This window comes from Telluribacter humicola (assembly GCF_017355935.1).
Taxonomy (GTDB): domain Bacteria; phylum Bacteroidota; class Bacteroidia; order Cytophagales; family Spirosomataceae; genus Telluribacter; species Telluribacter humicola.
Map to the genome: position 1 here is coordinate 314,155 of NZ_JAFIQT010000002.1, position 21,263 is coordinate 335,417.

Genomic DNA, 21,263 nt, shown 5'->3' on the forward strand with positions numbered 1-21,263 from the left:
CGAGCTGTGGCTCATCCGCTAAGTTAGAATAGATGGGAGAAAAATAAAAAAGCCCCTGCATCAGCAGGGGCTTTGAAGTATGGGTCAGGCCAGTCGGCCTATGATATCATCGACGCTTATGCCTTCGGCCTCGGCCTTGAAGTTCCGGACGATCCGGTGACGTAGTACCGGTAGGGCTACTGATCGGACATCTTCAATATCGGGTGAGTACTTACCGGACAGTAGTGCGTTGCACTTGGCTGCCAGGATAAGCGCCTGCGAAGCCCGCGGGCCAGCTCCCCACTCGAGGTAGTCGTTGGCGTTTTTGTCGGCCATGCCTGTGTTCGGACGCGTCTTGTGTACCATCTTAACAGCATACTCGATGACATTGTCCGTAACAGGTACCCGCCGTACCAATTGCTGAAATTCGGTGATCTCAGCGCCGGTAATCACCTCGCGTACCTGATGCCGTCTGTCCATGGTGGTACTCTTTACAATGTTAACTTCCTCCGAATACGAAGGATAGTCCAGCTGGATCATGAACATAAAGCGGTCCAGCTGCGCTTCGGGCAGCGGATAGGTACCTTCCTGCTCGATGGGGTTCTGGGTGGCCAGTACAAAGAACGGACGACTCAGATCATGCTTCTGACCGGCTACCGTTACTGAGTACTCCTGCATGGCTTCCAGCAGGGCTGCCTGGGTTTTGGGGGGAGTCCGGTTGATCTCATCCGCCAGGATAATGTTGGCGAACACGGGCCCTTTGATAAATTTAAAGTTACGCTGCTGATCGAGTGTCTCGGAACCTACGATATCCGAAGGCATCAGGTCGGGCGTAAACTGAATCCGGTTAAAGCTCAGATCAAGCGAAGAGGCAATGGTTTGAATGAGCAGGGTTTTGGCCAGTCCCGGTACTCCTACGAGAAGACAATGTCCCTGACAGAATATAGCGGTGAGCAACAACTTTACAACTTCTTCCTGTCCTACGATCACCTGTCCGATCTCCGTGCGGAGCTTTTGGTAGGCCTGCGTCATAGCTTGGGCGGCCTCTACGTCCGATTGGTATTTCACGATACTGTTACTTGGGGTTTAGGATGAGTACTGATTAGAAAAGCTGCCGAACCACCGCTACTGGTTCCCCGAATGCGGAAGTCCAAATATGCGACAGTTCTGAAACTCGGGCTCTACACTGATAAACACGTCGCCCTGCGCTTTCTTAAACCAATCTTCGAGCGCATTGTTTTTCTTATTCATCAGCACGATCTGAGCAATCTTTTCGTAGTCGTCGCGGAGGTTAGCCGTATGGGGTTCGCTCTTGCTCTTGTACCAGATGATACGCATTGCACTGCGGCCATCTTCGGTACGATAGGAGATAGGAGGGCTAACGCTACCTACCTTCATGGTATCGATAGCAAAGTACAGGGCAGGATCCATAGAAGCATCCAGGGCCAGGCGTCCAACACCCGTCTGAGGATCTTTCAGAATACCTCCCGCGTCGGCTGTCATTTTATCTTCAGAGTTATCCTTAGCAGCATTGGCAAATGTCAGTGAGTCCGTCTGGATCAGCGTGCGCAGGCTGTCGAGGTGGCGGGTAGCTTCGCTGACGTCGGTACCCCGGTTGTAGTCAGGACGGAGCAGGATGTGACGGGCGCGGTATTCAGCACCACGTGTTTCGATCAGCTGAATCAGGTGGAAGCCAAACTGGCTCTCCACTACGTCGGAGATTTCGCCGGGCTTGAGCGCCAGGGCGACTCCTTCAAACTCAGGTACCATCATACCACGCTTGGCGAACCCGAGGTCACCACCGTTCTTGGCTGAGCCTAGGTCTTCGGAGTAGATCTGTGCCAGTGTCGAGAATTCTTCGCCGGCCAGCGCGCGTTTTCTGTATTCAATAAGCTGGTTGCGTAGCTTTTCTTTCTGCTCTTTGGTAACGGTAGCCATTCGTATGATATGGCCGATTTCTACCTCCGCCGGAATGTACGGTAAGCTATCCTTGGGAATGGCGTTGAAAAACTTACGAACCTCGCTGGGCGTAATCTTAACGTCACCGGCAATCTTCTCCTGCATGGTTTCCACGGTCATCTGCTCTTTGACCTGCTGGCGGAGCTCAGTCTTGAGTGCGTCGATGCTCTTGCCGTAGGCTTCTACAATGTTCTTTTCTGAGCCAAAGCGCTGGATCATGTAGTCCATACGGCCGCCCAGCTGGTTTTCTACCATTTTTTCGTCTACGGTTACGGAGTCAATCTCGGCTTTGGCCAGCAGCATCTTATTAATGATGAGCGACTCCAGCAGCTGACACTTATCGGGAGCTTTCTGTCCATTGGCGGCATAGCTCTGGTACAGCTCTTCCAGCTCTGACTTCAGGATATAGTAGTTGTCGACGCGGGCAATGATCTTGTCAATGCTCACCCCTTTTTGTTGCTGAGCGAATCCGGTCAGGGAGATACCTAACAGGACTATGGCCAGAAGGTTGCGAAACAGGCGTTGGTTGATTTTCATAAAAGGATTAATAGCTTGGCTAAAATAGTGTTATCGGACGAGTTTTTCTAACTCTTGTTCATTGACTTTTACCGGATACCTGGCCCGAAGCGAATCAAGCCACTGTTTTTCCAGAATTTTCTGGTAATCGTTGATCACGCTTCCCCGTGCTTCGGCAAATGTTTTGGCGCGGGCCGGCTCAATAGTCCGGACTTGTACCCACACTACTTCACCGTTACGGGTATATGTTTGGTCGCCCGTTTCCCAGCGTGCCGGGCTGAGGTATTCGTTATCGCGGCTGAAGTATCCTTCGGCTATGCGTACCGAGCCTTCCTTCCGGGCATTGAATGACCTTTCCACGTCCTGCTTCGAACGGCTATAAAACTGGAAACTAGTCCGGCGGTTGCGATCCTGCTCCGGTACCGGACGGAACGAGCCGTGGTCTTTTTCCATAATACGCGTAAGCGGAATATTGTTGCTGGTAAGGTATCTGACTACATTCCGCAGGCGGGCTGCCGACACGGAGTCAGGCTCGTTGGCGGTACGGTAGGCCGACACTTCAACCACATACTCCGGATTCCGCAGCATGATCGCCATAACTTCAAACAGTTTTTCCCGCATCCGGGGCGATACCTCACTCTTACCTGCTTCATAAAGTAACTCCTCCGCCTTACGCTGTAGTGGGTAGGGGTTCTGTGACAGGGTAGTACGTACCTCGCGCAGCACTGCCGTATCGGTCGCTACCACTACGGTGGCTAGTGCCCGCTCGGGAAACTGGTACTTCGCTATATTCTGCTCGTACAGGCGACGCTGACCCACCGAATCGGCTAGGGAGCGCTCCCATACATTCTTTTCCATAACCTGCGAAAGGAGTACTCCTTCCCGCAGTTCGTTGATCAGGGCGCGGTATTCAGGATTTTTCTCTTCCAGGTGCTCCCGTTCGTATGTAATGAGTCGCTCGTTGAGGAAATCGTTGTAAAAGCGGTTGACCATGACCTCCGGGGAAATTCTCTCCGCCGCAGGACGGGTCTGGGCGGGGCCGGAGGTACGGCGGTCCTGGTGGGTACGGATGTACTCCAGAAAATCTTTGACCGGAATTGCCTGCTTCTCAATAGTAACGATGGTCTTACCGGCCAGCGCTGATGGGAGCGGATCGGGATAGGTCCATTTACCGGCTACCAGCGTACTATCAGCCAGTCGGGTTGCCTGAGCCAGTACGTCGGGGTTTTCCCGTATGGTATACTGACCACGCAGCCGGTTGGCCAGACTTCTGTCAATAAGCTTTCCGCGGGTATCCGTCACTACCTTCTGGCGGAGTGTCGGAGCTACTATATTATAAGGATCAAGATTTCTCTTCTCTACCAGCCTGATGATATGCCAGCCGTAGGGCGTCTGGATGGGCTGAGAGTAGTTGCCCGGCGCAGCGAGAGCATAGGCCGCCTGCTCAAAGGCAGGTACCATCTCACCCGTTCCGAAGAGCGGGAGCACACCGGCCGCCTTGCGCGACTGGAAATCATCCGAATACACCTCTACTACTTTCTCCCAGGTTTCGCCATTCTGAAGGCGGGCGTAGGCTTCGTCAATTCGCTTTTTGGCGTTGGATTTATCGGCTTCGGTGGCATTAGTACGGGTCATGATATGTGCTACCCGCACCTTACCCCGGCTGGGCCGGCGGTCGTGTACTTTGATCAGATGGTAGCCCGAGGTTGTACGTACCGGATGGGATATTTCACCCACGGATAGGGTATAGGCTGCCGTCTCCAGAGGGTACAGCATCTGGAACGCCGTAAAGTACCCCAGGTCGCCCCGGTTGGTGGGAGCCGTAGGGTCTTTAGAGTACTGAGCGGCCATATCGGCAAAGTCAGCTCCCTCCAGGAGGCGCCCCCGCATGACTACGGCGGCCCGGTACGCCGACAGGGTATCGGCCGGAGAGGCATCCAGAGGTACAGCCACCAGTATATGTGAGGCGTGTACTTCCTGCCGGAGGCGCTCGTAGGCCTCAGAGGCCAGCTCTTCCACCAGGTTTTTATCTACGAGGTAGTTTTTGGCCAGCTGCTCTTTATAAGAAGCTATTTCTTCCTGAAAATCCGCCGTAGTATCCCGGCCTTCCTGCTGGGCGGCCAGTACTTTCAGCTTCATGTTGGTATACAGATCAAAATACTCACTGGCGCTCAGAGCCGTGGATGAATCGGCCGAAAAGCGATTCTTGGTATAGGATTGGAAAAATTCGTCGGTGGAAAAGGTACGGTTACCTAACTGAAGCAATACCGGTGCCTCTGTTTTCTGCTGCTGAGGAGGAGCTGATGTTTTGCAGGAACCGATAAGAACAGTGGCAGATAGTGCCCAAAGCAAACGGGGGGTACGCATAGACTCAAAAATAAATTCTTAGGCAAAGCTGAACGTGTGCATGTAGAATAATAAACAAGTTCAGCGTTCAAATATTGTACAGCCCCCAAAGTTAGGAGCTTTTGGTACAGGATAAAAACACAATAAATCAGCGCTTTGGTTTCAGGCGTACCGTACTTGTCCGCAGATCATACGCCAGCTCGTAATGGAAGGTATTACCCAGGTTATTTCCCTTAAACTGCAGGGGTACCTGCACGAGTGGCGTCACCAGTGCTTTCTGATAAGCCAGCTCGGTGCTGTGCTGCCCCAGAATGTCGTCGTTGTCAAGCCGGTCGGCCAGCTGAAAGGCCACTCCCGCCGCCGATAAGCCCAGTGACAGGTACTTAATGGGCGTAAGAGCGATGTCGGCCAACTCGGCCAGGCCGGCGGGTACCTTTACGATATCGTGGTACTTCCGGATCTCGGTTAGGGTCTTTTGGGCCTGGTCGTAGTCATCTACCTCCACCAGTACCAGCGAGGCTATCAGCTTACCGTCTTTGGGGATGGGGATCTGAATAGACTGAAAAGCTTTTTCATCAAATTGTTGTCCCTTGCGGGTATCCTGGATGCCCCAACTGCCATTTATGGTTTCAATGGCTCTGCCATTGGCATCCACTGAGGTCAGGGAGTAGGCCATGAGCAGTTCGTCGCTGCGGGTTACCGTTTCTTCCAGGTCCAGTGCTTTGAGTGAGGTAACCTGCAGGCTGGTTAGGGTTTGCTTGGGAGCCTGGCAGGAGGCCATAGTCGCCAGGGCCACTCCCGCCAGTACTCCACTTTTTAAAATACTTACTATTTCAGGCATAGAGGGGACTCAACAATCCGGATTATTTTACGCTGGTAACTTCGGGTTCCTGCTGGCTGAGGCAGTGGAAACTACCCTGTCCCCAGATAATCTCGGAAGCCAGAAGCGGGATGATCTTACGATCCGGAAAGGCTTCTTCCAGTATATTTACAGCTACCTGATCGTTGGGATTATTAAATACCGGTACGATCACACCCGCGTTGCAAATGAGGAAATTGGCGTAAGAGCCGGGTGCCCGGAAGTTATCTATTAGTACCGCTTTGGGCATAGGTAGCTCAATGACGTTGAGCTGCTTGCCATTGACAAGGCGCATCTGATGCAGTAGCTTCAGGTTGGTCTGCAGTACCTGGTAGTTCTCATCATTTTTATCCTGCTCCACGCAGGCAACCACCGTATCTTCATTCACGAATCGTACCGTATCATCAATATGTCCGTCGGTGTCGTCGCCTATGATGCCATCTTCCACCCATAGTACCTGATCTACGCCGTAGTAGTTGTAGAGGTACTCTTCGATCTGTCCCTGGTTAAGGTGGGGGTTACGGTTGGGGTTGAGCAGGCAGGAACGACTGGTCAGCAGGGAGCCAGCCCCATTAAAGTCTACCGAGCCACCTTCCATGATGATACCCGGCTGTATGGCCAGGAGCTCGAGGTGCCGTGCTATGGCAATGGGGGTACGGTCATCATCGTCGTAGGGAGGATACTTGCCACCCCAGGCATTGTGCCCCCAGTCGATGATCATCTTCTGGCCCGTTTCAGGATTAATCAGGAATGCCGGACCGTGGTCGCGGCACCAGGCGTCGTTGGTGGGTTTTACCACAAACTCTATCTTATTCAGATCCACCCCAATGGAATCCAGCCTTTCGCTGATAAACTGCTTCAGTTGTTCATCATTGGCTACGATTCCGACATTTTCACCCTGACTGATGGCCTTGATGAATTCCAGGTACTGCGGACGCATCCGGTCCAGCTTATCATCCTGCCACGAAGCATCGTTATGCGGAAAGGTAAGCCAGGTAGCCCGGTGTTGGTGCCACTCAGCCGGGAAAAAGAAGCCCAGTTGCTTGGGAGTTATGGTCTGATCTGAAAGTATGGTCTTTTCCAAAACTATATGGTTTATAGAATCCTTCGTTTTAGTTTTCTGCAAAGTTCTAAATGAAAGAACAAAATACCAGCTAAAAAGTGTCACCTCATCAGGAAGTTGCCCTTTTTATAAAAGGTTGTTCTGATCCGGTAAGAAATAAAGCTGCTGTAATTAGTGATTACCAGATTGACCAGATTCTATTTAATCCCAACATTACTACCCTTTTATCCTCCGGTAGGGTACATTCATTGTCTGCGCCAGGCATTTTAAAGCTCACTTTTATGGATTATGATCTATAACTCAAGTCTGAAACAAAGTACCCAGCTAGTAGGTTAGGAACGGCTTAGGGGTAATATGGTAATCGAGAGATCTTATAAATTTTAATATTATTTTTATATTCAACCTCATAACTACGGATCATGAACTACCCATTACAATGCTTACTGATTGACGATGATGAAGATGAATGGGAAATATTCAGGCTGGCACTCACTTTGGTGAATGAATCCATAGACTGTATATACGAAGGAAATGGTGATAACACGCTAGAAAGGCTAAGAATTAATCCGACATTTACACCGGATTTTATTTTTATTGATATGAATATGCCCGGTAGCAACGGACTCCTTTGCCTTTTAAAAATTAAAAATATAGAGCGACTGGTTGCTGTACCCACCTATATTTACTCTACTTCGGCCGATCCGGTAGCAGTGGAGGAATGCAGACGTTTGGGAGCAGTCGACTTTTTTGTAAAACCTCCCAGTATCGATAAACTTTCGGACATTTTGAGTCAGGTGTTTTCAAACCCTACTAACCGGTGAATATGAATAAAAACCTTTACCGACGTTGTTTTTCGAAGTACCTTCCTTATCCTAGTCTGCTATCTTTAGTTTTGTTGCCGCTGGTTGGCTTTGCCCAGCAGGATGACACGGCTGTTGTGGATGATCTTATAAAGATTATCCATGGAAGAACTCATGAACATAGAGGTCTCTCTGGTTTCCCGGACACCCCAAAAACTGTCGCAGGCGGCTTCGGCAGTTCAGGTGATTACGGGCGAGGCCATACGGCGTTCGGGAGCGACCAACTTACCGGAAGCGCTGCGGCTGGTAACTAACCTGCAGGTGGCCCAGCTCAACTCGAGTGGCTGGATTATCAGCTCCCGGGGCTTCAACACTATATTTGCTAATAAGCTTCTGGTTATGATTGATGGACGCTCGGTATATACTCCTTTTTTTGGGGGGGTACTGTGGGAGCTACAGAATGTACTGCTGGAAGATATTGAAAAAATTGAAGTAGTAAGCGGACCGGGCGGAACCCTGTGGGGGGCTAACGCGGTAAACGGTGTAATAAATATTATTACCAAATCGGCTGCCGGTACACAGGGGCTGTACGCTAGCGCCTCGGTGGGTACCTTTGTTAAGGATAATGTGGGGCTTCGCTACGGAGGTAAAATCGGCGACAAGCTAACGTACCGGGTTTATGGTCAGCGCTTTGACCGGGATTATACTTTTATGCCGGATGGTACAGCCAACAGTGACGCCTGGAACATGACCCAGGGAGGTTTCAGAGCCGACTGGAACGCTTCGGCTACCGACAACTATACCCTGCAGGGGGACTGGCACGGTGGAATACGAAAAACGGCGGGAGAAAACTCCAATTTTAACGGACAGAATATACTAGGTCGCTGGCAACATGCCTTCTCTCAAACCTCCGATCTGAGCCTGCAGCTGTACTTTGACCGGTATTACCGTGATGATGTCCCATCCGCTGGCTCTGACGAGCTGAAGACCTATGATATTGACTTTCAGCACCGCTTTGCCCTGGGTACCAAACAGACTATTCTTTGGGGGGGCGGGTATCGCTTAGCTAGTGATGATGCTTACTTCCGCTCAGATGCCGTAGGTATTCTGCCCCGGTTCAAAAAGTTGCCCCTGTATACCGCATTTATTCAGGATGAAATAAAACTTGGAAGTCAGACCCGGCTGACCCTGGGTACCAAGCTGCAGCACAATGTATATTCAGGCTGGGAGATTCAGCCCAGTGTACGTCTGGCCTGGATCAGGGAGTCAAGTACCTTATGGGGCGCGGTATCAAGGGCAGCCAGAACGCCAACACGCTTAGATGTGGATTATTTTCTGCCTGCTTATCCGGTTCCCGGCGATAAGCCAAGCGTAGCGGGCGGGCCTAACTTTGATTCAGAGAAGCTTCTTGCCCATGAGGTAGGCTACCGCATCCAGCCTACCACGCTTTCTTCTCTCTCACTGGCGGGCTTTTACAATATTTACCGAAACGTATATAGTGTTGAGGCGCTGCCCGGAACGCTGACCTACCAGATACAGAATGGCTCCGAGGGGGAATCATGGGGCATTGAGTTTGCTGGTAATTACCAGCTGCTTCCCCAGTGGCGGTTAAGAGGGGGCTATACCTATTTTATGAAGGAGTTGCGCGCCAAGCCCGGCCATAACTTTGACCCGGCCTATCTGGGTAACGACGCAAAGAATCAGGTACTGCTTCAGTCCATCCTGGATCTGTCAAACAACTGGCAGTTGGATGTTGTCAGCCGGTACCTCGATTATTTACCCCAAACCATTGCTACTACCCGTGTACCTGCCTACTTTACATTTGACACCCGATTGGCTTATAACATAAAGCAGGTGGAGTTGGCGGTAGTCGGGCAGAACCTGTGGAAGGACCGACACGCTGAATTTGGTCCACTTCTATTTCCACGCAGCGTTTATTTTAAAATAACCGGACGATTTTGAGCAAAAGGACTCTGCCATTTTCGGGGGGTACATGGGCCGATCTGAAGATGGGGGTGGTGTGGTATGCTCTTTTGTTTTTTAGTACTATATTCTCCCTGCGGGCGCAACCGGAGCCAACTCTGGAGTATAAGGTGAAGGCCGTATTTCTTTTTAATTTTACTCAGTTTATTAGCTGGCCTGAGAGTGCATTTACAAATGTAGACTCCCCGTTGGTCATTGGCGTACTAGGTGAGAATCCCTTTGGTACGTACCTGAGAGAGACCGTCGCGGGCGAAAAGATAGGAAGCCATCCGATAGTAGTTGAGCAGTACCCGGAGCTAAAAGACATCAAGCCCTGTCATATCCTGTTTATTGATCCTGATTTCAATCATTCTCTCAAGGAAGTACCTATACTTACGCCCAATCGGGGCGTACTTACTGTGAGTGATTCACCCAATTTTATCAAACAGGGGGGTATGATTCGATTTTATACAGTGAACAGTAAAATCAGACTGGTGATCAATCCTGAGCCTGCCAGGCGGGCCGGCCTTACTATCAGCTCTAAACTACTCCGTCTGGCGGATATACATGTGCAATAATCTATGGCTATGAAGCTGAATGATATACCTATTCAAAAGAAGCTGATGCGGGTCATTCTGTTGACAAGCGGAGCTGTTCTGTTGTTGACATGTGCTTCTTTTTTTGTTTACGAGTCCATTACCTATCGCGAGTCTACCCGGTCACAGCTTTCTACCATTGGCAAGATTATCGCCACCAATAGTTCGGCGGCTCTGGCTTTCGATGATGCGCGGGAAGGCAACGAGATTCTGCATGCCTTACTGGCCGAAGAGCATATCGTCGCAGCCGCCTTGTATGATGTGCAGGGTAACCTTTTTTCAAAGTACCCTGATACCCTTTCAGCGCAGGAGTTTCCACCTGCTCCGGGGACGGATGGTTATTCGTTTACGGCTACGCACCTGGAAGGCTTTCAGCCGGTGGTACAGGGAGGAAGACGGCTGGGTACGTTATTTATCAGACAGGATATGTTCGCCATGTACCAGCGGTTTCAGCTGTATGGCCTGATAGCGCTTGGGGTAATTGCAGTTTCCTTCCTGCTGGCTTATTTTCTTTCTCAGGAACTTCAGAAAGAAATATCGGGTCCCATACTATCTCTGGCCCAGACGGCCGGGAAGGTTTCACAAAACTTTGATTATTCGGTACGGGCTACCAAAGTAGGGAACGATGAGATAGGTAATCTGACCGATGCTTTTAATAACATGCTCAGGCAGATAGAGGAGCAGAACCGTCAGATCACTTCGTTCAATGCAAGACTGGAACAGAAAGTACGTGAGCGAACCCTGGAGCTGGAGGTAGCCAATCAGGAGCTACTCAAGAAAAACGATTTTGTTGAAACGATCCTGGAATCCTCGGTCCATGTGATAGCAGTAATGGATACCCAGATGCGCTATACCATTGTCAACAAAAGTTTTGAACAGATTTATAAAATAGATCGCAGCGAGATAGTGGGACGAAAGTATACGGAGGTTTTTCCGCAAACGGTTGGCTCTAATATACATCAGGATATTCAGAAAGCCCTGCAGGGTACCTATGTGCACAACCCAAATACGCGCTCAGCGATAATCCCCGGTTATTTTGAATCCCATTTTGTTCCGCTGAAAGAGGCCGGAAAGGTATATAGCGTTTTATTCATATTGCATGATATCTCGAATATCATGGAGGCCAATGAAAAGTTAAAAGTAGCAAACGAAGAGCTGGTCAAGTCCAACATAGAACTGGAGCAGTTTGCCTACGTGGCTTCGCATGATCTGCAGGAGCCGCTCCGCAAGATTCAGATATTTACTGATCTGGTAAAGAGCAGGCGGCATGAAGGGGAGGAAGCATCAAAGTACCTGGAAAAGATACACGCCTCGGCCGAGCGTATGACGTTGCTGATCAGAGATTTGCTTAGTTACTCCCGTTTGTCCCGGATTGAAGAAGGATTTGTCGAAACTGACCTGAACGAGACGATGGAGTTGGTTAAATCTGATTTTGAAATGCTTATTCAGCAGAAAGGAGCCACCATTATTTGTCCGGCGTTACCGGTCGTGAAAGGTATCCCTCATCAACTGGGGCAGCTATTCGCTAACCTGATCAGTAATGCCCTGAAATTCTGTCAGGAAAGTCCCATCATCCGGATTACGGTGGAGGAGTTATCGGATAGCTCCCGGAAGCTCTTTCCAAATCTACCCGGGGAGGAGAAGTATTGGGTGATCAAAGTGGCGGATAATGGCATTGGGTTTGAAGCCCAGTACAGCCAGAAAATATTCACGATTTTTCAGCGCCTGAACGACCAGAAGAAATACGCGGGCACTGGTATTGGGTTGGCCATCTGCCGGAAAATTGCCGAGAATCATAAAGGTACTATTACGGCCAGCAGTATACCCGGGCAGGGAGCCACCTTTACTATTGTACTCCCCGTTTATTCAGAAGTAGCGATACCTAAGGCAGCCCTCTGACAAACCAGGTGCAATCAATCCTTGAAAGATCTTGTTTATCAGGTACTTGATATCAATTGCTCCGATAGAGCGACCAGATTAAATAGAAAGACATTATTGCTATAAAGCACTATACTTCATCATACTATGAAAGACATCATTCTCTACGCCGTTCCGGTTTTTGTAGGGTCTATTATCATTGAAGTTCTGTACCTGCGTCATTTGCAGCGGCACCACGACCACTACCAGACCAAAGATACGGTCAGCAGCCTGTCTATGGGCATTGGTAACGTGATCACGGGCATTGTGTCCAAGGCAGTGGTATTCGGGGCCGTTACGCTGTTTTACCAGTTCCGACTCTTTGAGCCGGACCGTATGCAGTGGTGGTACTGGGTGGCTATCTTCTTCGCCGACGATTTCAGCTACTACTGGTTTCACCGTACCAGCCACGGGGTACGCTACTTCTGGGCTTCGCATGTAGTACATCACTCGTCGCAGTTTTATAATCTGGGAACGGCCCTGCGGCAGACCTGGACCGGCAACCTCTCCGGAAGTTTTATTTTTTACCTCTGGATGCCGCTGCTGGGCTTCCACCCGGTGGATGTAATCCTGATGCAGTCCATCAGTCTGTTGTACCAGTTTTTTATCCATACCGAAGCCGTTGGAAAGCTACCCCGGTTGATTGAGTTTATTTTCAATACCCCTTCGCACCACCGCGTTCATCACGGCTCCGACGTAGAGTACCTCGACAAAAACCACGCGGGTATCCTGATCATCTGGGACCGGATGTTTGGTACGTTTCAGGAAGAAGGCAAACGTCCCCGTTACGGGCTCACTACAAATATCAATACCTACAACCCTTTCCAGATTGCGCTGCACGAGTGGATGGATATAGGCCGGGATGTAGTCAAAGCCCCTTCGCTACGGGCTGCCCTGGGATATGTATTCGGCCCTCCGGGATGGAGTCACGACGGCTCCCGGCAGACTACCGGGCAGATGCGGCAAGCCATTGGTTCAGAACCAAAGATCGGGGTAAAGCAGGTCAATGAAATTTCTTCACCCTACGCTGAAACGAATAGATAATGTAAGATAATGTAAAGGCTACTGGATCTGGACCTCATTATAGTGGAGCCACTCCTTAGCCATCCCGATGTACCTCTTCAGGTAGTTTTCACTCAAAAAGACATTGGACCAGTTGTCAAATCGCTGTGACTGTACCCCCAGGTAAAATATCCAGATAGCCAACCCCGCCAGGGAGAGCCATTTTTTCTCCTCTGCATAGATAGGAGTTATAGACTCATAGCCCGCCAGAAAACTCTCGAGCTTTTTCTGGTACTTCTCCTTGTCCGGTTCGGTATAATACAACTGCATAATGGTGTAGGCCAGATCATAGAACAGGTACCCATTGCCGCAGAAATCAAAATCAAACAGAGTGATCTCCAAGGTGTTGGTAATGTTCATGTTGTCGTACCACAGGTCTAGGTGAACGGCGCCCCGTCTAACCTGTGAAACGTCTATCTTATCAAACTCAGCGCGTAGATAGTCTTCTGCTTTCCGGATGTACTGCATCTCTGGGTTATCTTCGGCGAAGAAGCGGCGGGCGTATGTATAGGGCAGGTGTACCAGCGTATCCAGATCGTATGTAGCCCGGTCCAGGATAAGGCCCTCCGTTACCTGGTGCAGGCGGGCTATCAGGGCACCTAGCTGATAGCTGGTTTCAAGTGAGAAATCCCGTACTTTCTTCCCTTCGGCAAAGGTAAATAGTACCCCGTACCGGAGGCCTTCGGGGGCCGGTAAAGATTGAATCAGCTGCTCATTCGCGTCGGCTACCGCGTACGATACCGATACGCCCTGTACCTGTAAGAGGTCTAACAGTCGGAGTTCCTCGGCTATTTCCTGCTCAGTTCGCCAGTTGAGGCTGTACACCCTGAAAACAAACTTGCGCGAGCCATCCGTCACGATATAGGAGTGATTGATACCTGTACGGAATAGGGTACATATAGTTTCCGGGCTTAATCCGTAGGTATTGATGAGGAATTGACCGACATGAGTGGCTGAGAGGGTAGAGTTGGTGACGGGAAAAACGGACATGTGCGTAGCGATTAGAGGGCAAAGGTACAGGAAATACAGGTAGGCGCCAGTCTGGCAAATAAACAGCAGCTGATACCTACTTTTAATCCTACAAAGAAGGGGAATTAGTCGAGCAGCAGGCCCATCCTATACCGTGGGTGTCGGCGCTTCTGGTACCAGATAGAAAAAAGGGCAACGGCCAGAAGGAGTTCGGAAAGGTCGCCCCCGTAGTACATTAGTTTAGCTCCGGCCTGTATCTCTTCGGCCGGGTGCGGCGAGTGGCGTGGATACAGGTAGGCATACATGGCCTTACTCAGGTACGCATGGGCCGCTATACTAACAAACAGTACCATTACCCTGAGCTGAAGGCCAGGACGACATGGGGCAGGATCGGGACCCGCGATGGACCAGGTAAAGAGGAAACCCGCCGTCAGAAAGTGAATATGAATCAGGTAATGCAGCGCGGGACTGGTCAGGGTGGCATTGTACAGGGGCGTCAGGTACAACAGGTACATCCCACCGATATTCAGCAGGAGCGTTGTGATGGGGTGACTCAGGAAGTAAAGGGGCTGACTGCGCAGGATGGCGGTCAGGGTACGGCCCCCCTTGAGTGGTAGCGATTTGAGCGCCAGCGTAATAGGAGCCCCCAGTACCAGGCCCAGCGGCGCCAGCATTCCGATCAGGAGGTGCATCAGCATATGTCCCCGGAAGTCAGCATGCGCGTAGCTCATCATAGCGGGCGACATGGCTACGGCAAGCAGTATTATACCGCTTATAAAACTCATTGTACGCCAGAGGTTCCAGTTCCGGTGCCTTTGTATGAGTCGCCATACCGCCGACAGGTATATAGCCGCTACGAAGAGCAGTAGTACCAGGGGCAAATAAGCTCCGAGTGTAGTCGACTCGGCATGGTGTGGATGATGCTCATGCATGGTACATCAGGCAACGGTTCCAGATCGTTCGGTGGCTTTGGCCCGCCTTAACAGTACCAAACCGATAATAAGCAGGATCAGGGCAGCCCCATTCCAGGCGAGGTCGTAGGGGAGAATGTCGACATTGTACCGTACCTGATGGACGCGCAGCAACTTATGATCTACTATGCCATCAAAAAGCTGAAAGCCCCCCGCCCCGATGAAAAACCCAGCCCAGCCCCGCAAAGGTACAAAGCTATGCCGGCGACGCAAGTCCGAAAACAGGAAGAAACCGGCTACAATGGCTACCAGTTCGGCGGAGTGCAACAGTCCGTCGGTCAGCAGCCCTACTTCGGTAGTAGAGCGGTCGTAGAAGTGGTGCCAGCCCAGGAACTGATGGAAAATGATTTCGTCCAGGGCGGCCATGATACCAATACCAATCAGCAGAGCGGCCCGCATGGATCGCGCCGGTTCCAGATTTCCCTTCTGTGTCGTATCCATCCTGAAAGAGTTTAACTGCACCTGTTTGATAAGGTCTAACCGCTAAACCTGCTTTTTGTTACCGGACTTATACAGGCTGAGAATCCGGGAGACACTACCACAGCGCATAGGAAAAGCAACGGCACCATCAAGCCTATGTAGGAGCCAGCGCAGGAATATTTAACAGCAGAAGCGCGAACTGCAACAAACAGGCAGGAGTTAATAAGGCTATACTAACTCATATACTCAACTCTAATGAACACACAGCTTCAGGAGAAAACCGCCCTCGTAACCGGCTCCACCGGTGGAATTGGTTTTGCTATTGCCCGTCATCTCATACGGGAAGGCGCATCAGTCATTATCAACGGACGTACCCAGGCCCGGGTGGATGAGGGCATCAATAAGTTAAAGGGCGAATATCCCAATGCTACTGTGGATGGTGTCGCAGCCAATTTTGCCAGTGCCGATGAGGCTGCCGTTATCACACAGAAATTCCCCTCCGTTGATATCCTGATTAATAATGTCGGGATATTTGAGCCTAAGCAGTTTACCGACATACCCGATGAGGATTGGCTACGTTTCTACGAGATCAATGTACTGAGCGGTGTTCGATTGTCGCGGCACTATTTGCCCCGGATGCTGGAAGCCAACTGGGGGCGGATTATCTTTATTTCGAGCGAGTCAGGGATTAATATTCCGGAGGAAATGATCCACTACGGAATGACCAAGACCGCCCAACTAGCCGTAAGCCGGGGACTGGCTGAACTTACCCGTGGTACCAACGTAACGGTCAATGCTATCCTGCCCGGTCCCACCCGCTCCGAAGGAGTAGGGGATTTTGTAGCCAGCCTGGCCCGTGAGAAAGGAGTTACTACCGAAGAGGCGGAGGCTGATTTCTTCCGTACTGCGCGCCCCTCTTCTATCATCCAGCGCTTCGCCACGGTCGACGAGATAGCCAATCTAGTTACCTATGTGGCCAGTCCGCTCTCATCAGCTACCAATGGTGCGGCCCTACGAGTGGATGGAGGAGTCTTTAAATCAGCTTTCTAGAAGCATATATAAAAATGTGGTAACCATGAAGAAGGCCGGGAACTCCCGACCTTCTTTGTTTATAGTACTATATAAATAGCTGGGTACCAGTAATAGTCGCCTGTATAGATAGAAGAAAGCTTGTTGTTCGTACCAAGTCTATATTCACTCTACTTTCAGCGGTGGGCCTACTACCTGCATTTGATGGTCCAAGAATAGCTTAGCCACTTGCTGCGGGGTAGGTTCTTGGTCCAGAGAGGCCATCTTTACAAAAAACTCTTCTAGCTTACCTGCCGGCTGCACCGTTACCGACATCCGGGCCTGTACGCTTACCTGTGTCCAGGCATGAGGTACCTTGCGCGGCAGAAAGATAGTATCGCCCTGCCGCAGCCGATGCGTATCACCACCTACTTTAAAAAAGTATTCTCCTTCCAGTACATAAAATATCTCGTCTTGAAAAGGATGTATATGCAGAGGAGTACCTCGTCCGGGCGACAGCCCCGTTTGTTCAAAAATTGCCAGCTCCCCATCCGTATCCTTTCCGGACACTTTTACATCCAGTATATTGGAGTTGACGCCTTTCAGCCGGATGTGTCCGTGGTACCGTCCTTCTCCCGCATTGACCTTAAACCCTTCCTCCGGCCGCTGCTTTCGAAGGGCTAGGGCAGAGGCAGTAATGAGAGTTGGAACGAGGGAAAGTACTGCCGAAATCAGCTTTCTTCTTTTCATAGCAAAGTCTTTTCAGGGGTGAATTTGCAACAGACCCGACACTTAGTAGGGAAGGTAAGTACAGGCAGACCTGTCAGGAATAGGGAGGGCAGTTGGAGGCAGATAAATAGCTACTCTAAGGTACTGATAATGAAAATAAAAGTAAAGTGCCGCTGGCGGTAGTTCTTTAATAGCGACTGCACCCCGTCAAACATTACTTTAGAACAGCAGGTTACCCTTAGTACCAGTTTCTAAGAGGTATTTTTAAATTAAAAGCAAACCAGGTTGATCAGAAACAGTACGTTAGCAGTTACTTCCATAGGAAAGCAATCCGGATTGTCCCTCGGCTGGATCTACGTTATTTTTACGGCGCTCCTGTTATCTGCTACGTCGGCGTTTGCCTTTCAGTCCGACTCCCTGACCCGCATACAAAAAAGAAATCGTCAGATTGGTGTCATTACCGGCTTTGCTGCCGGCTATACCACCAGCCTTATCCTGCTGAACAATGCCTGGTACCAGCAGGACGAACCACGCTCTACCTTCTACTTCCACAACGACCTTCCCCACTGGAATCAGGTGGATAAAGCGGGACACTTCTGGACGGCCTTTCATCAGAGCCGTGCGGGGATAGACGTACTCCATTGGGCGGGAGTACCCGATAAGAAGGCTATCCTGTACGGTAGTCTGGTAGGAGTAGTACTCCAGACGCCGATTGAGATATTTGATGCATATAGCGAAACCTACGGGGCCTCGATCAGTGACGTTGGGGCCAATACGCTAGGGTCGGCGGCTGTATGGGCGCAGTACCACCTGTGGGACGAGGTACGGATCATGCCCAAGTTTTCATTCCATAAAACGAATATCGAAACGGCGCGCGTCATGGAGGTGGGTGACCACTACTTTGAACAGATGCTGAAAGACTACAACGGACAGACCTACTGGCTGGCAGCGGATCTGTCCGCTTTTCTGCCCAAAGGAAACCGCTTTCCGAAGTGGCTGAATATAGCGGTGGGCTATGGAGCCAGTGAAATGGTAGCCGGAAGTCCGGCCGAAAACCGGAGGCTGGGCTATGACTCGTACCGACAGTACTACCTCACGCTGGACCTGAACCTGATGAATATCAAAACCCGCAGTAAGGTACTGAAAACGGTATTCAACATCGTCAGTGCTTTTCACCTGCCCGCACCGGCCCTGGAGTACAACCGAAAGCAAGGCTTTGTCTTTCGGCCCCTCTTCTACTAACCTTCCCCCTCTGCCTGAGTCTGTGACTTCACCGCAGCGGCCACCGTGGCAGCGGCCAGCCTGGCAGGAGCCACTTCGCAGTAAGCAGCCGTCAGAGCGTCACGGAGCATAGGCTCAGGTACCCGCGCCAGGTCTACCCGCGTCCAGCCCTGCTTGCCCCACTTATTGGGTACAGGGTAGATAATGGTTCGGTCATATACCGAGAAAAGATCCTGATCCCGTTCGGAGAGTTTAAGCGTAGCCAGTTGATTCGGCACATCCAGTGTGGCAAAGATCCGTTTGCCTACCCGAAAAGAAGGCTTCTCAAAGTGCGGCTGCTCCGTTGCCTCCGGGAACGAGAGGGCTAGCTGGCGGAAGGTTTCAGTAGATATCATCCTAATAAGATCAGTTGTAAAAGTGAAGCAAATTAGTAAAGCGGGAGTCTGATACGTACTCATTTCTCTTTATGAACAGGCTTTTCAGTAATAAAGAAACAGGTATTTATTGATTATGCATCAATATGACCACTAGATAATATTCGCTTGTAAGCAGTAGGCTGACCTAGTAATATTACACATCCACACTCAATAAGTAGCTTCATGAAGTACGTTAGAATATCTATTCTTACCCTTCTGGTTTTAGTACTAGTACTGGAACTTGGATTAAGATGGTTAGGCTTTCACAACTTTCCTTTATACAAAGAGGATTCCCAGTACGAGTATATCCAGCGTGCTGACCAGGACCTATTTATTTACCGGAATCACTTCTTTACAAATAGCTATGGCATGAGGAGCCAGCCAGTAAGTTCTTCAAAAAGAAAGATACTACTTATAGGTGACAGCGTGTTAAACGGAGGTAATCTGGTACCTAATGAAAACCTGGCTTCGACCTTACTAGAAAACAGTATCAATGGGTACTTTAATACTGACTCTTTTCAGGTCCTGAATATTTCGGCAGGTACCTGGGGACCGGATAACGGTATGGCTTTCATTCAAAAGCACGGTGATTTTGATGCCGATCTTATTTGCTTGGTCTACAACAGCCATGATGCCGGTGATACTATGGAGTTTAACAAAGTAGTAGGTGTAGAGCTGCAGAAACCTGATAAGAATGAATCATTAGCGACAATAGCTTTTTTCAAACGGATGGTGCTTCCAAGGATTAGTACCTTCTTACATAAGGAAGAGCCTGCGTCCAGCAAAAAGATGGTTTCTGAGCTTAATCCGGGATGGACTTTTTTTTATGAATTATCAAACCAGAAAGGCATACCGTTGATCGTATACCTCCATGCGACGCAGGAAGAAGCACATAATAAAAGGTATGATCAGGAAGGTCAAAAGATTATAGAGTTTTGTAATAGGAATAATATACGGATGGTGATGGATATCAATAAGCAGTCCGATGACTTATTTGTAGATTATATCCACCTTAATTCGGAAGGTCAGAAAATGATTACGGATATACTTTTTCCAGAAATTATAAGTCAGTTTGAAGTGGCTAGTAATTAATAAGTACTACTCTAATCTCCAGGAGTGAGCGGAAGAAAATATGAAGTAGCTTAATTAAAGAAGCTTTAACGATACCAAATATCTCTTCCTAACCCTTAATTCCCATATTTGATTCTGAAGCTCCTTGCTTCTGCCTGTTGAATAGAAGAAATGCTCCGTAGCTTTATCTTCAAAGAACTTAAAATAGCAAAAGCCCCATCTGATCTACTGATGGGGCTTTTGCTATTTTACAATGTACCTTGAATTCTACCTACGCCAGATATTCCTCCTTCTTGGTCGTAATGGCCAGCATAATGGCATCCCAGAGGCGGAGGCGGTAGGTGAGGGAATTTTGTACGGCCTCAGTGGCTTTCTGCCAGAGTGTATCATCGTCCAGACACAGCTCCTCGGTCATCTGGTAGGCCAGGTGTGAGTGGTGGTCGACTCCTATTTCCATAAAGCGCTCAAGGTAGAACTGAAATAGCCCCACCTGCTCGGGAAAGCTTTCGCTGAGTTTCCTGACGATGCTCAGGTACATATCGGGTATAAGATCTTCGCGGCCAAAAGTAAAGACTGCCGCCTGCACCGGTACCACACTATTGTCGATGATATCAAAAGTCTGAAGCACAAATTCCTGCGCCGGCGTATGGGCCTGCTCCAGTGCATCAATCAACGGAGTACCCGAGCGCAGGTCATCCAGCAGGCTCTGAATACGACTGGTGCTGGCTCCGGCTATTTTCATGGCTTCCAGGTACAGTTCAAAGTGGCTCAGGTGCCGTCCCTGCGGGTCTATATTGCTTTCTTCCTCGAGTACTATCTTGTTAATGTGGTAACGTATATGTGGGGCTCCGCCAGGCATCCAAGGCAGTGTCACGCAGGTCAGGGCGCGCTGCAGAGCTTTCAGGAGCGACATATAGTCCCACACGGCAAAGACATGGATCTCCATGAAGATACGGAGGTCGTCCAGCGACCGGATGTGGTTGTATACGGGGTGGCTGACCAGTTGCTGGCGCAGCGGCTCTATGTCGTCGCGTAGGCGTTGAATTCGGGGGCTGAAAGTCTGACTCATAGATATGGATAGTTAGGGCCATCAATGATGGTATACCGTAAAATAGACTAGAGTACTAAAAGGTTTTGAAATAAATACCCCTTCTTCTTGAGAAGGTGCGTAGTACTATCCCATAAGGCTTACTACTAAACAGACTCGCTTTACTACTTCGTATTAGGTACTCCGGGTAACTGGCTTTTTCATGACTGTGTCCTTAGAGTAAGAATTGAAAAGACAGAGTTTGAAAAACCTGTTCCAGAAAGAGGATGGAAGTGCTAGTATCAGGTAGATGTATCTGAACATATAGAGTACCACCCGGAAGGAGTAGTAAGATTATCAGATGGAATGGAG

19 protein-coding genes are annotated in these 21,263 nt (G+C 49.8%); 8 read left to right on the forward strand and 11 right to left on the reverse strand.

Annotation, left to right across the window (positions count from 1 at the left end):
* Positions 1–84: 84 nt before the first annotated feature.
* The 5 genes from JUB14_RS12290 to JUB14_RS12310 all read right to left on the reverse strand — a co-directional run bounded on the left by JUB14_RS12290 (position 85) and on the right by JUB14_RS12310 (position 6,743).
* On the reverse strand, positions 85–1,047 hold the full coding sequence (locus JUB14_RS12290) for an AAA family ATPase (protein WP_207506407.1): 963 nt from the start codon (positions 1,045–1,047) through the stop codon (positions 85–87).
* A 57-nt stretch (positions 1,048–1,104) separates the two neighbouring features.
* On the reverse strand, positions 1,105–2,475 hold the full coding sequence (locus JUB14_RS12295) for a peptidylprolyl isomerase (protein ID WP_207506409.1): 1,371 nt from the start codon (positions 2,473–2,475) through the stop codon (positions 1,105–1,107).
* 30 nt (positions 2,476–2,505) lie between these two features.
* A complete protein-coding gene (locus JUB14_RS12300) occupies positions 2,506–4,821 on the reverse strand; it encodes a peptidylprolyl isomerase (protein WP_207506411.1) in 2,316 nt (771 codons plus the stop codon).
* Positions 4,822–4,948: 127 nt separating this feature from the next.
* Positions 4,949–5,641, reverse strand: a complete 693-nt coding sequence (locus tag JUB14_RS12305; RefSeq protein WP_207506413.1) for a hypothetical protein — start codon at positions 5,639–5,641, stop codon at positions 4,949–4,951.
* A 22-nt stretch (positions 5,642–5,663) separates the two neighbouring features.
* On the reverse strand, positions 5,664–6,743 hold the full coding sequence (locus JUB14_RS12310; RefSeq protein WP_229367779.1) for an agmatine deiminase family protein: 1,080 nt from the start codon (positions 6,741–6,743) through the stop codon (positions 5,664–5,666).
* A 398-nt stretch (positions 6,744–7,141) separates the two neighbouring features.
* Here JUB14_RS12310 and JUB14_RS12315 point away from each other — a divergent pair, with 398 nt between their 5' ends.
* The 5 genes from JUB14_RS12315 to JUB14_RS12335 all read left to right on the forward strand — a co-directional run bounded on the left by JUB14_RS12315 (position 7,142) and on the right by JUB14_RS12335 (position 13,041).
* Complete coding sequence (locus JUB14_RS12315; protein WP_207506414.1) at positions 7,142–7,543, forward strand: response regulator; 402 nt, start codon at positions 7,142–7,144, stop codon at positions 7,541–7,543.
* A 153-nt stretch (positions 7,544–7,696) separates the two neighbouring features.
* Entirely contained in the window at positions 7,697–9,484 is a 1,788-nt protein-coding gene (locus tag JUB14_RS12320) for a TOL_0244 family TonB-dependent receptor (protein WP_207506415.1), read from the forward strand.
* Entirely contained in the window at positions 9,481–10,062 is a 582-nt protein-coding gene (locus JUB14_RS12325) for a TOL_0243 family YfiR-like periplasmic protein (protein WP_207506416.1), read from the forward strand. Before JUB14_RS12320 ends, JUB14_RS12325 begins: the two co-directional genes overlap by 4 nt.
* Positions 10,063–10,071: 9 nt before the next feature.
* On the forward strand, positions 10,072–11,979 hold the full coding sequence (locus JUB14_RS12330; protein ID WP_207506417.1) for a sensor histidine kinase, YfiR-like protein-associated: 1,908 nt from the start codon (positions 10,072–10,074) through the stop codon (positions 11,977–11,979).
* A 126-nt stretch (positions 11,980–12,105) separates the two neighbouring features.
* Positions 12,106–13,041 (forward strand): sterol desaturase family protein, encoded by a 936-nt coding sequence (locus JUB14_RS12335; protein WP_207506418.1) that lies wholly within the window; start codon positions 12,106–12,108, stop codon positions 13,039–13,041.
* Between the two features lie 18 nt (positions 13,042–13,059).
* Here the strand turns inward: JUB14_RS12335 and JUB14_RS12340 are convergent, their stop codons facing one another.
* The 3 genes from JUB14_RS12340 to JUB14_RS12350 all read right to left on the reverse strand — a co-directional run bounded on the left by JUB14_RS12340 (position 13,060) and on the right by JUB14_RS12350 (position 15,440).
* Entirely contained in the window at positions 13,060–14,049 is a 990-nt protein-coding gene (locus tag JUB14_RS12340; protein ID WP_207506420.1) for a phosphotransferase, read from the reverse strand.
* Between the two features lie 104 nt (positions 14,050–14,153).
* Positions 14,154–14,960 (reverse strand): cytochrome c oxidase assembly protein, encoded by an 807-nt coding sequence (locus JUB14_RS12345; protein ID WP_207506422.1) that lies wholly within the window; start codon positions 14,958–14,960, stop codon positions 14,154–14,156.
* A 6-nt stretch (positions 14,961–14,966) separates the two neighbouring features.
* Positions 14,967–15,440, reverse strand: a complete 474-nt coding sequence (locus tag JUB14_RS12350) for a DUF2243 domain-containing protein (RefSeq protein ID WP_207506424.1) — start codon at positions 15,438–15,440, stop codon at positions 14,967–14,969.
* A gap of 234 nt (positions 15,441–15,674) precedes the next feature.
* On the opposite strand from JUB14_RS12350, the gene JUB14_RS12355 reads away from it, so the two are divergent.
* Entirely contained in the window at positions 15,675–16,469 is a 795-nt protein-coding gene (locus JUB14_RS12355) for an SDR family NAD(P)-dependent oxidoreductase (protein WP_207506426.1), read from the forward strand.
* 144 nt (positions 16,470–16,613) lie between these two features.
* Here JUB14_RS12355 and JUB14_RS12360 read toward each other — a convergent pair whose 3' ends face one another.
* Positions 16,614–17,177: a cupin domain-containing protein gene (locus JUB14_RS12360; protein ID WP_207506428.1), complete on the reverse strand. Its 564-nt coding sequence runs from the start codon at positions 17,175–17,177 to the stop codon at positions 16,614–16,616.
* Positions 17,178–17,441: 264 nt separating this feature from the next.
* Between JUB14_RS12360 and JUB14_RS12365 the strand changes: the two genes are divergently transcribed.
* Positions 17,442–18,398 carry a DUF2279 domain-containing protein gene (locus tag JUB14_RS12365; protein WP_229367783.1) on the forward strand — a complete coding sequence of 319 codons (957 nt, stop codon included), beginning with the start codon at positions 17,442–17,444 and terminating at the stop codon, positions 18,396–18,398.
* On the opposite strand, the gene JUB14_RS12370 is transcribed toward JUB14_RS12365, so the two are convergent.
* Positions 18,395–18,772, reverse strand: coding sequence for an MmcQ/YjbR family DNA-binding protein (locus JUB14_RS12370; protein ID WP_207506430.1), 378 nt, complete (start codon positions 18,770–18,772; stop codon positions 18,395–18,397). The two genes, JUB14_RS12365 and JUB14_RS12370, sit on opposite strands and share 4 nt — an antisense overlap.
* A 447-nt stretch (positions 18,773–19,219) precedes the next feature.
* On the opposite strand from JUB14_RS12370, the gene JUB14_RS12375 reads away from it, so the two are divergent.
* Complete coding sequence (locus JUB14_RS12375; protein WP_207506432.1) at positions 19,220–19,885, forward strand: SGNH/GDSL hydrolase family protein; 666 nt, start codon at positions 19,220–19,222, stop codon at positions 19,883–19,885.
* Positions 19,886–20,135: 250 nt separating this feature from the next.
* Here the strand turns inward: JUB14_RS12375 and JUB14_RS12380 are convergent, their stop codons facing one another.
* Positions 20,136–20,933, reverse strand: coding sequence for a DUF3050 domain-containing protein (locus tag JUB14_RS12380; protein ID WP_207506434.1), 798 nt, complete (start codon positions 20,931–20,933; stop codon positions 20,136–20,138).
* Positions 20,934–21,263 lie beyond the last annotated feature (330 nt).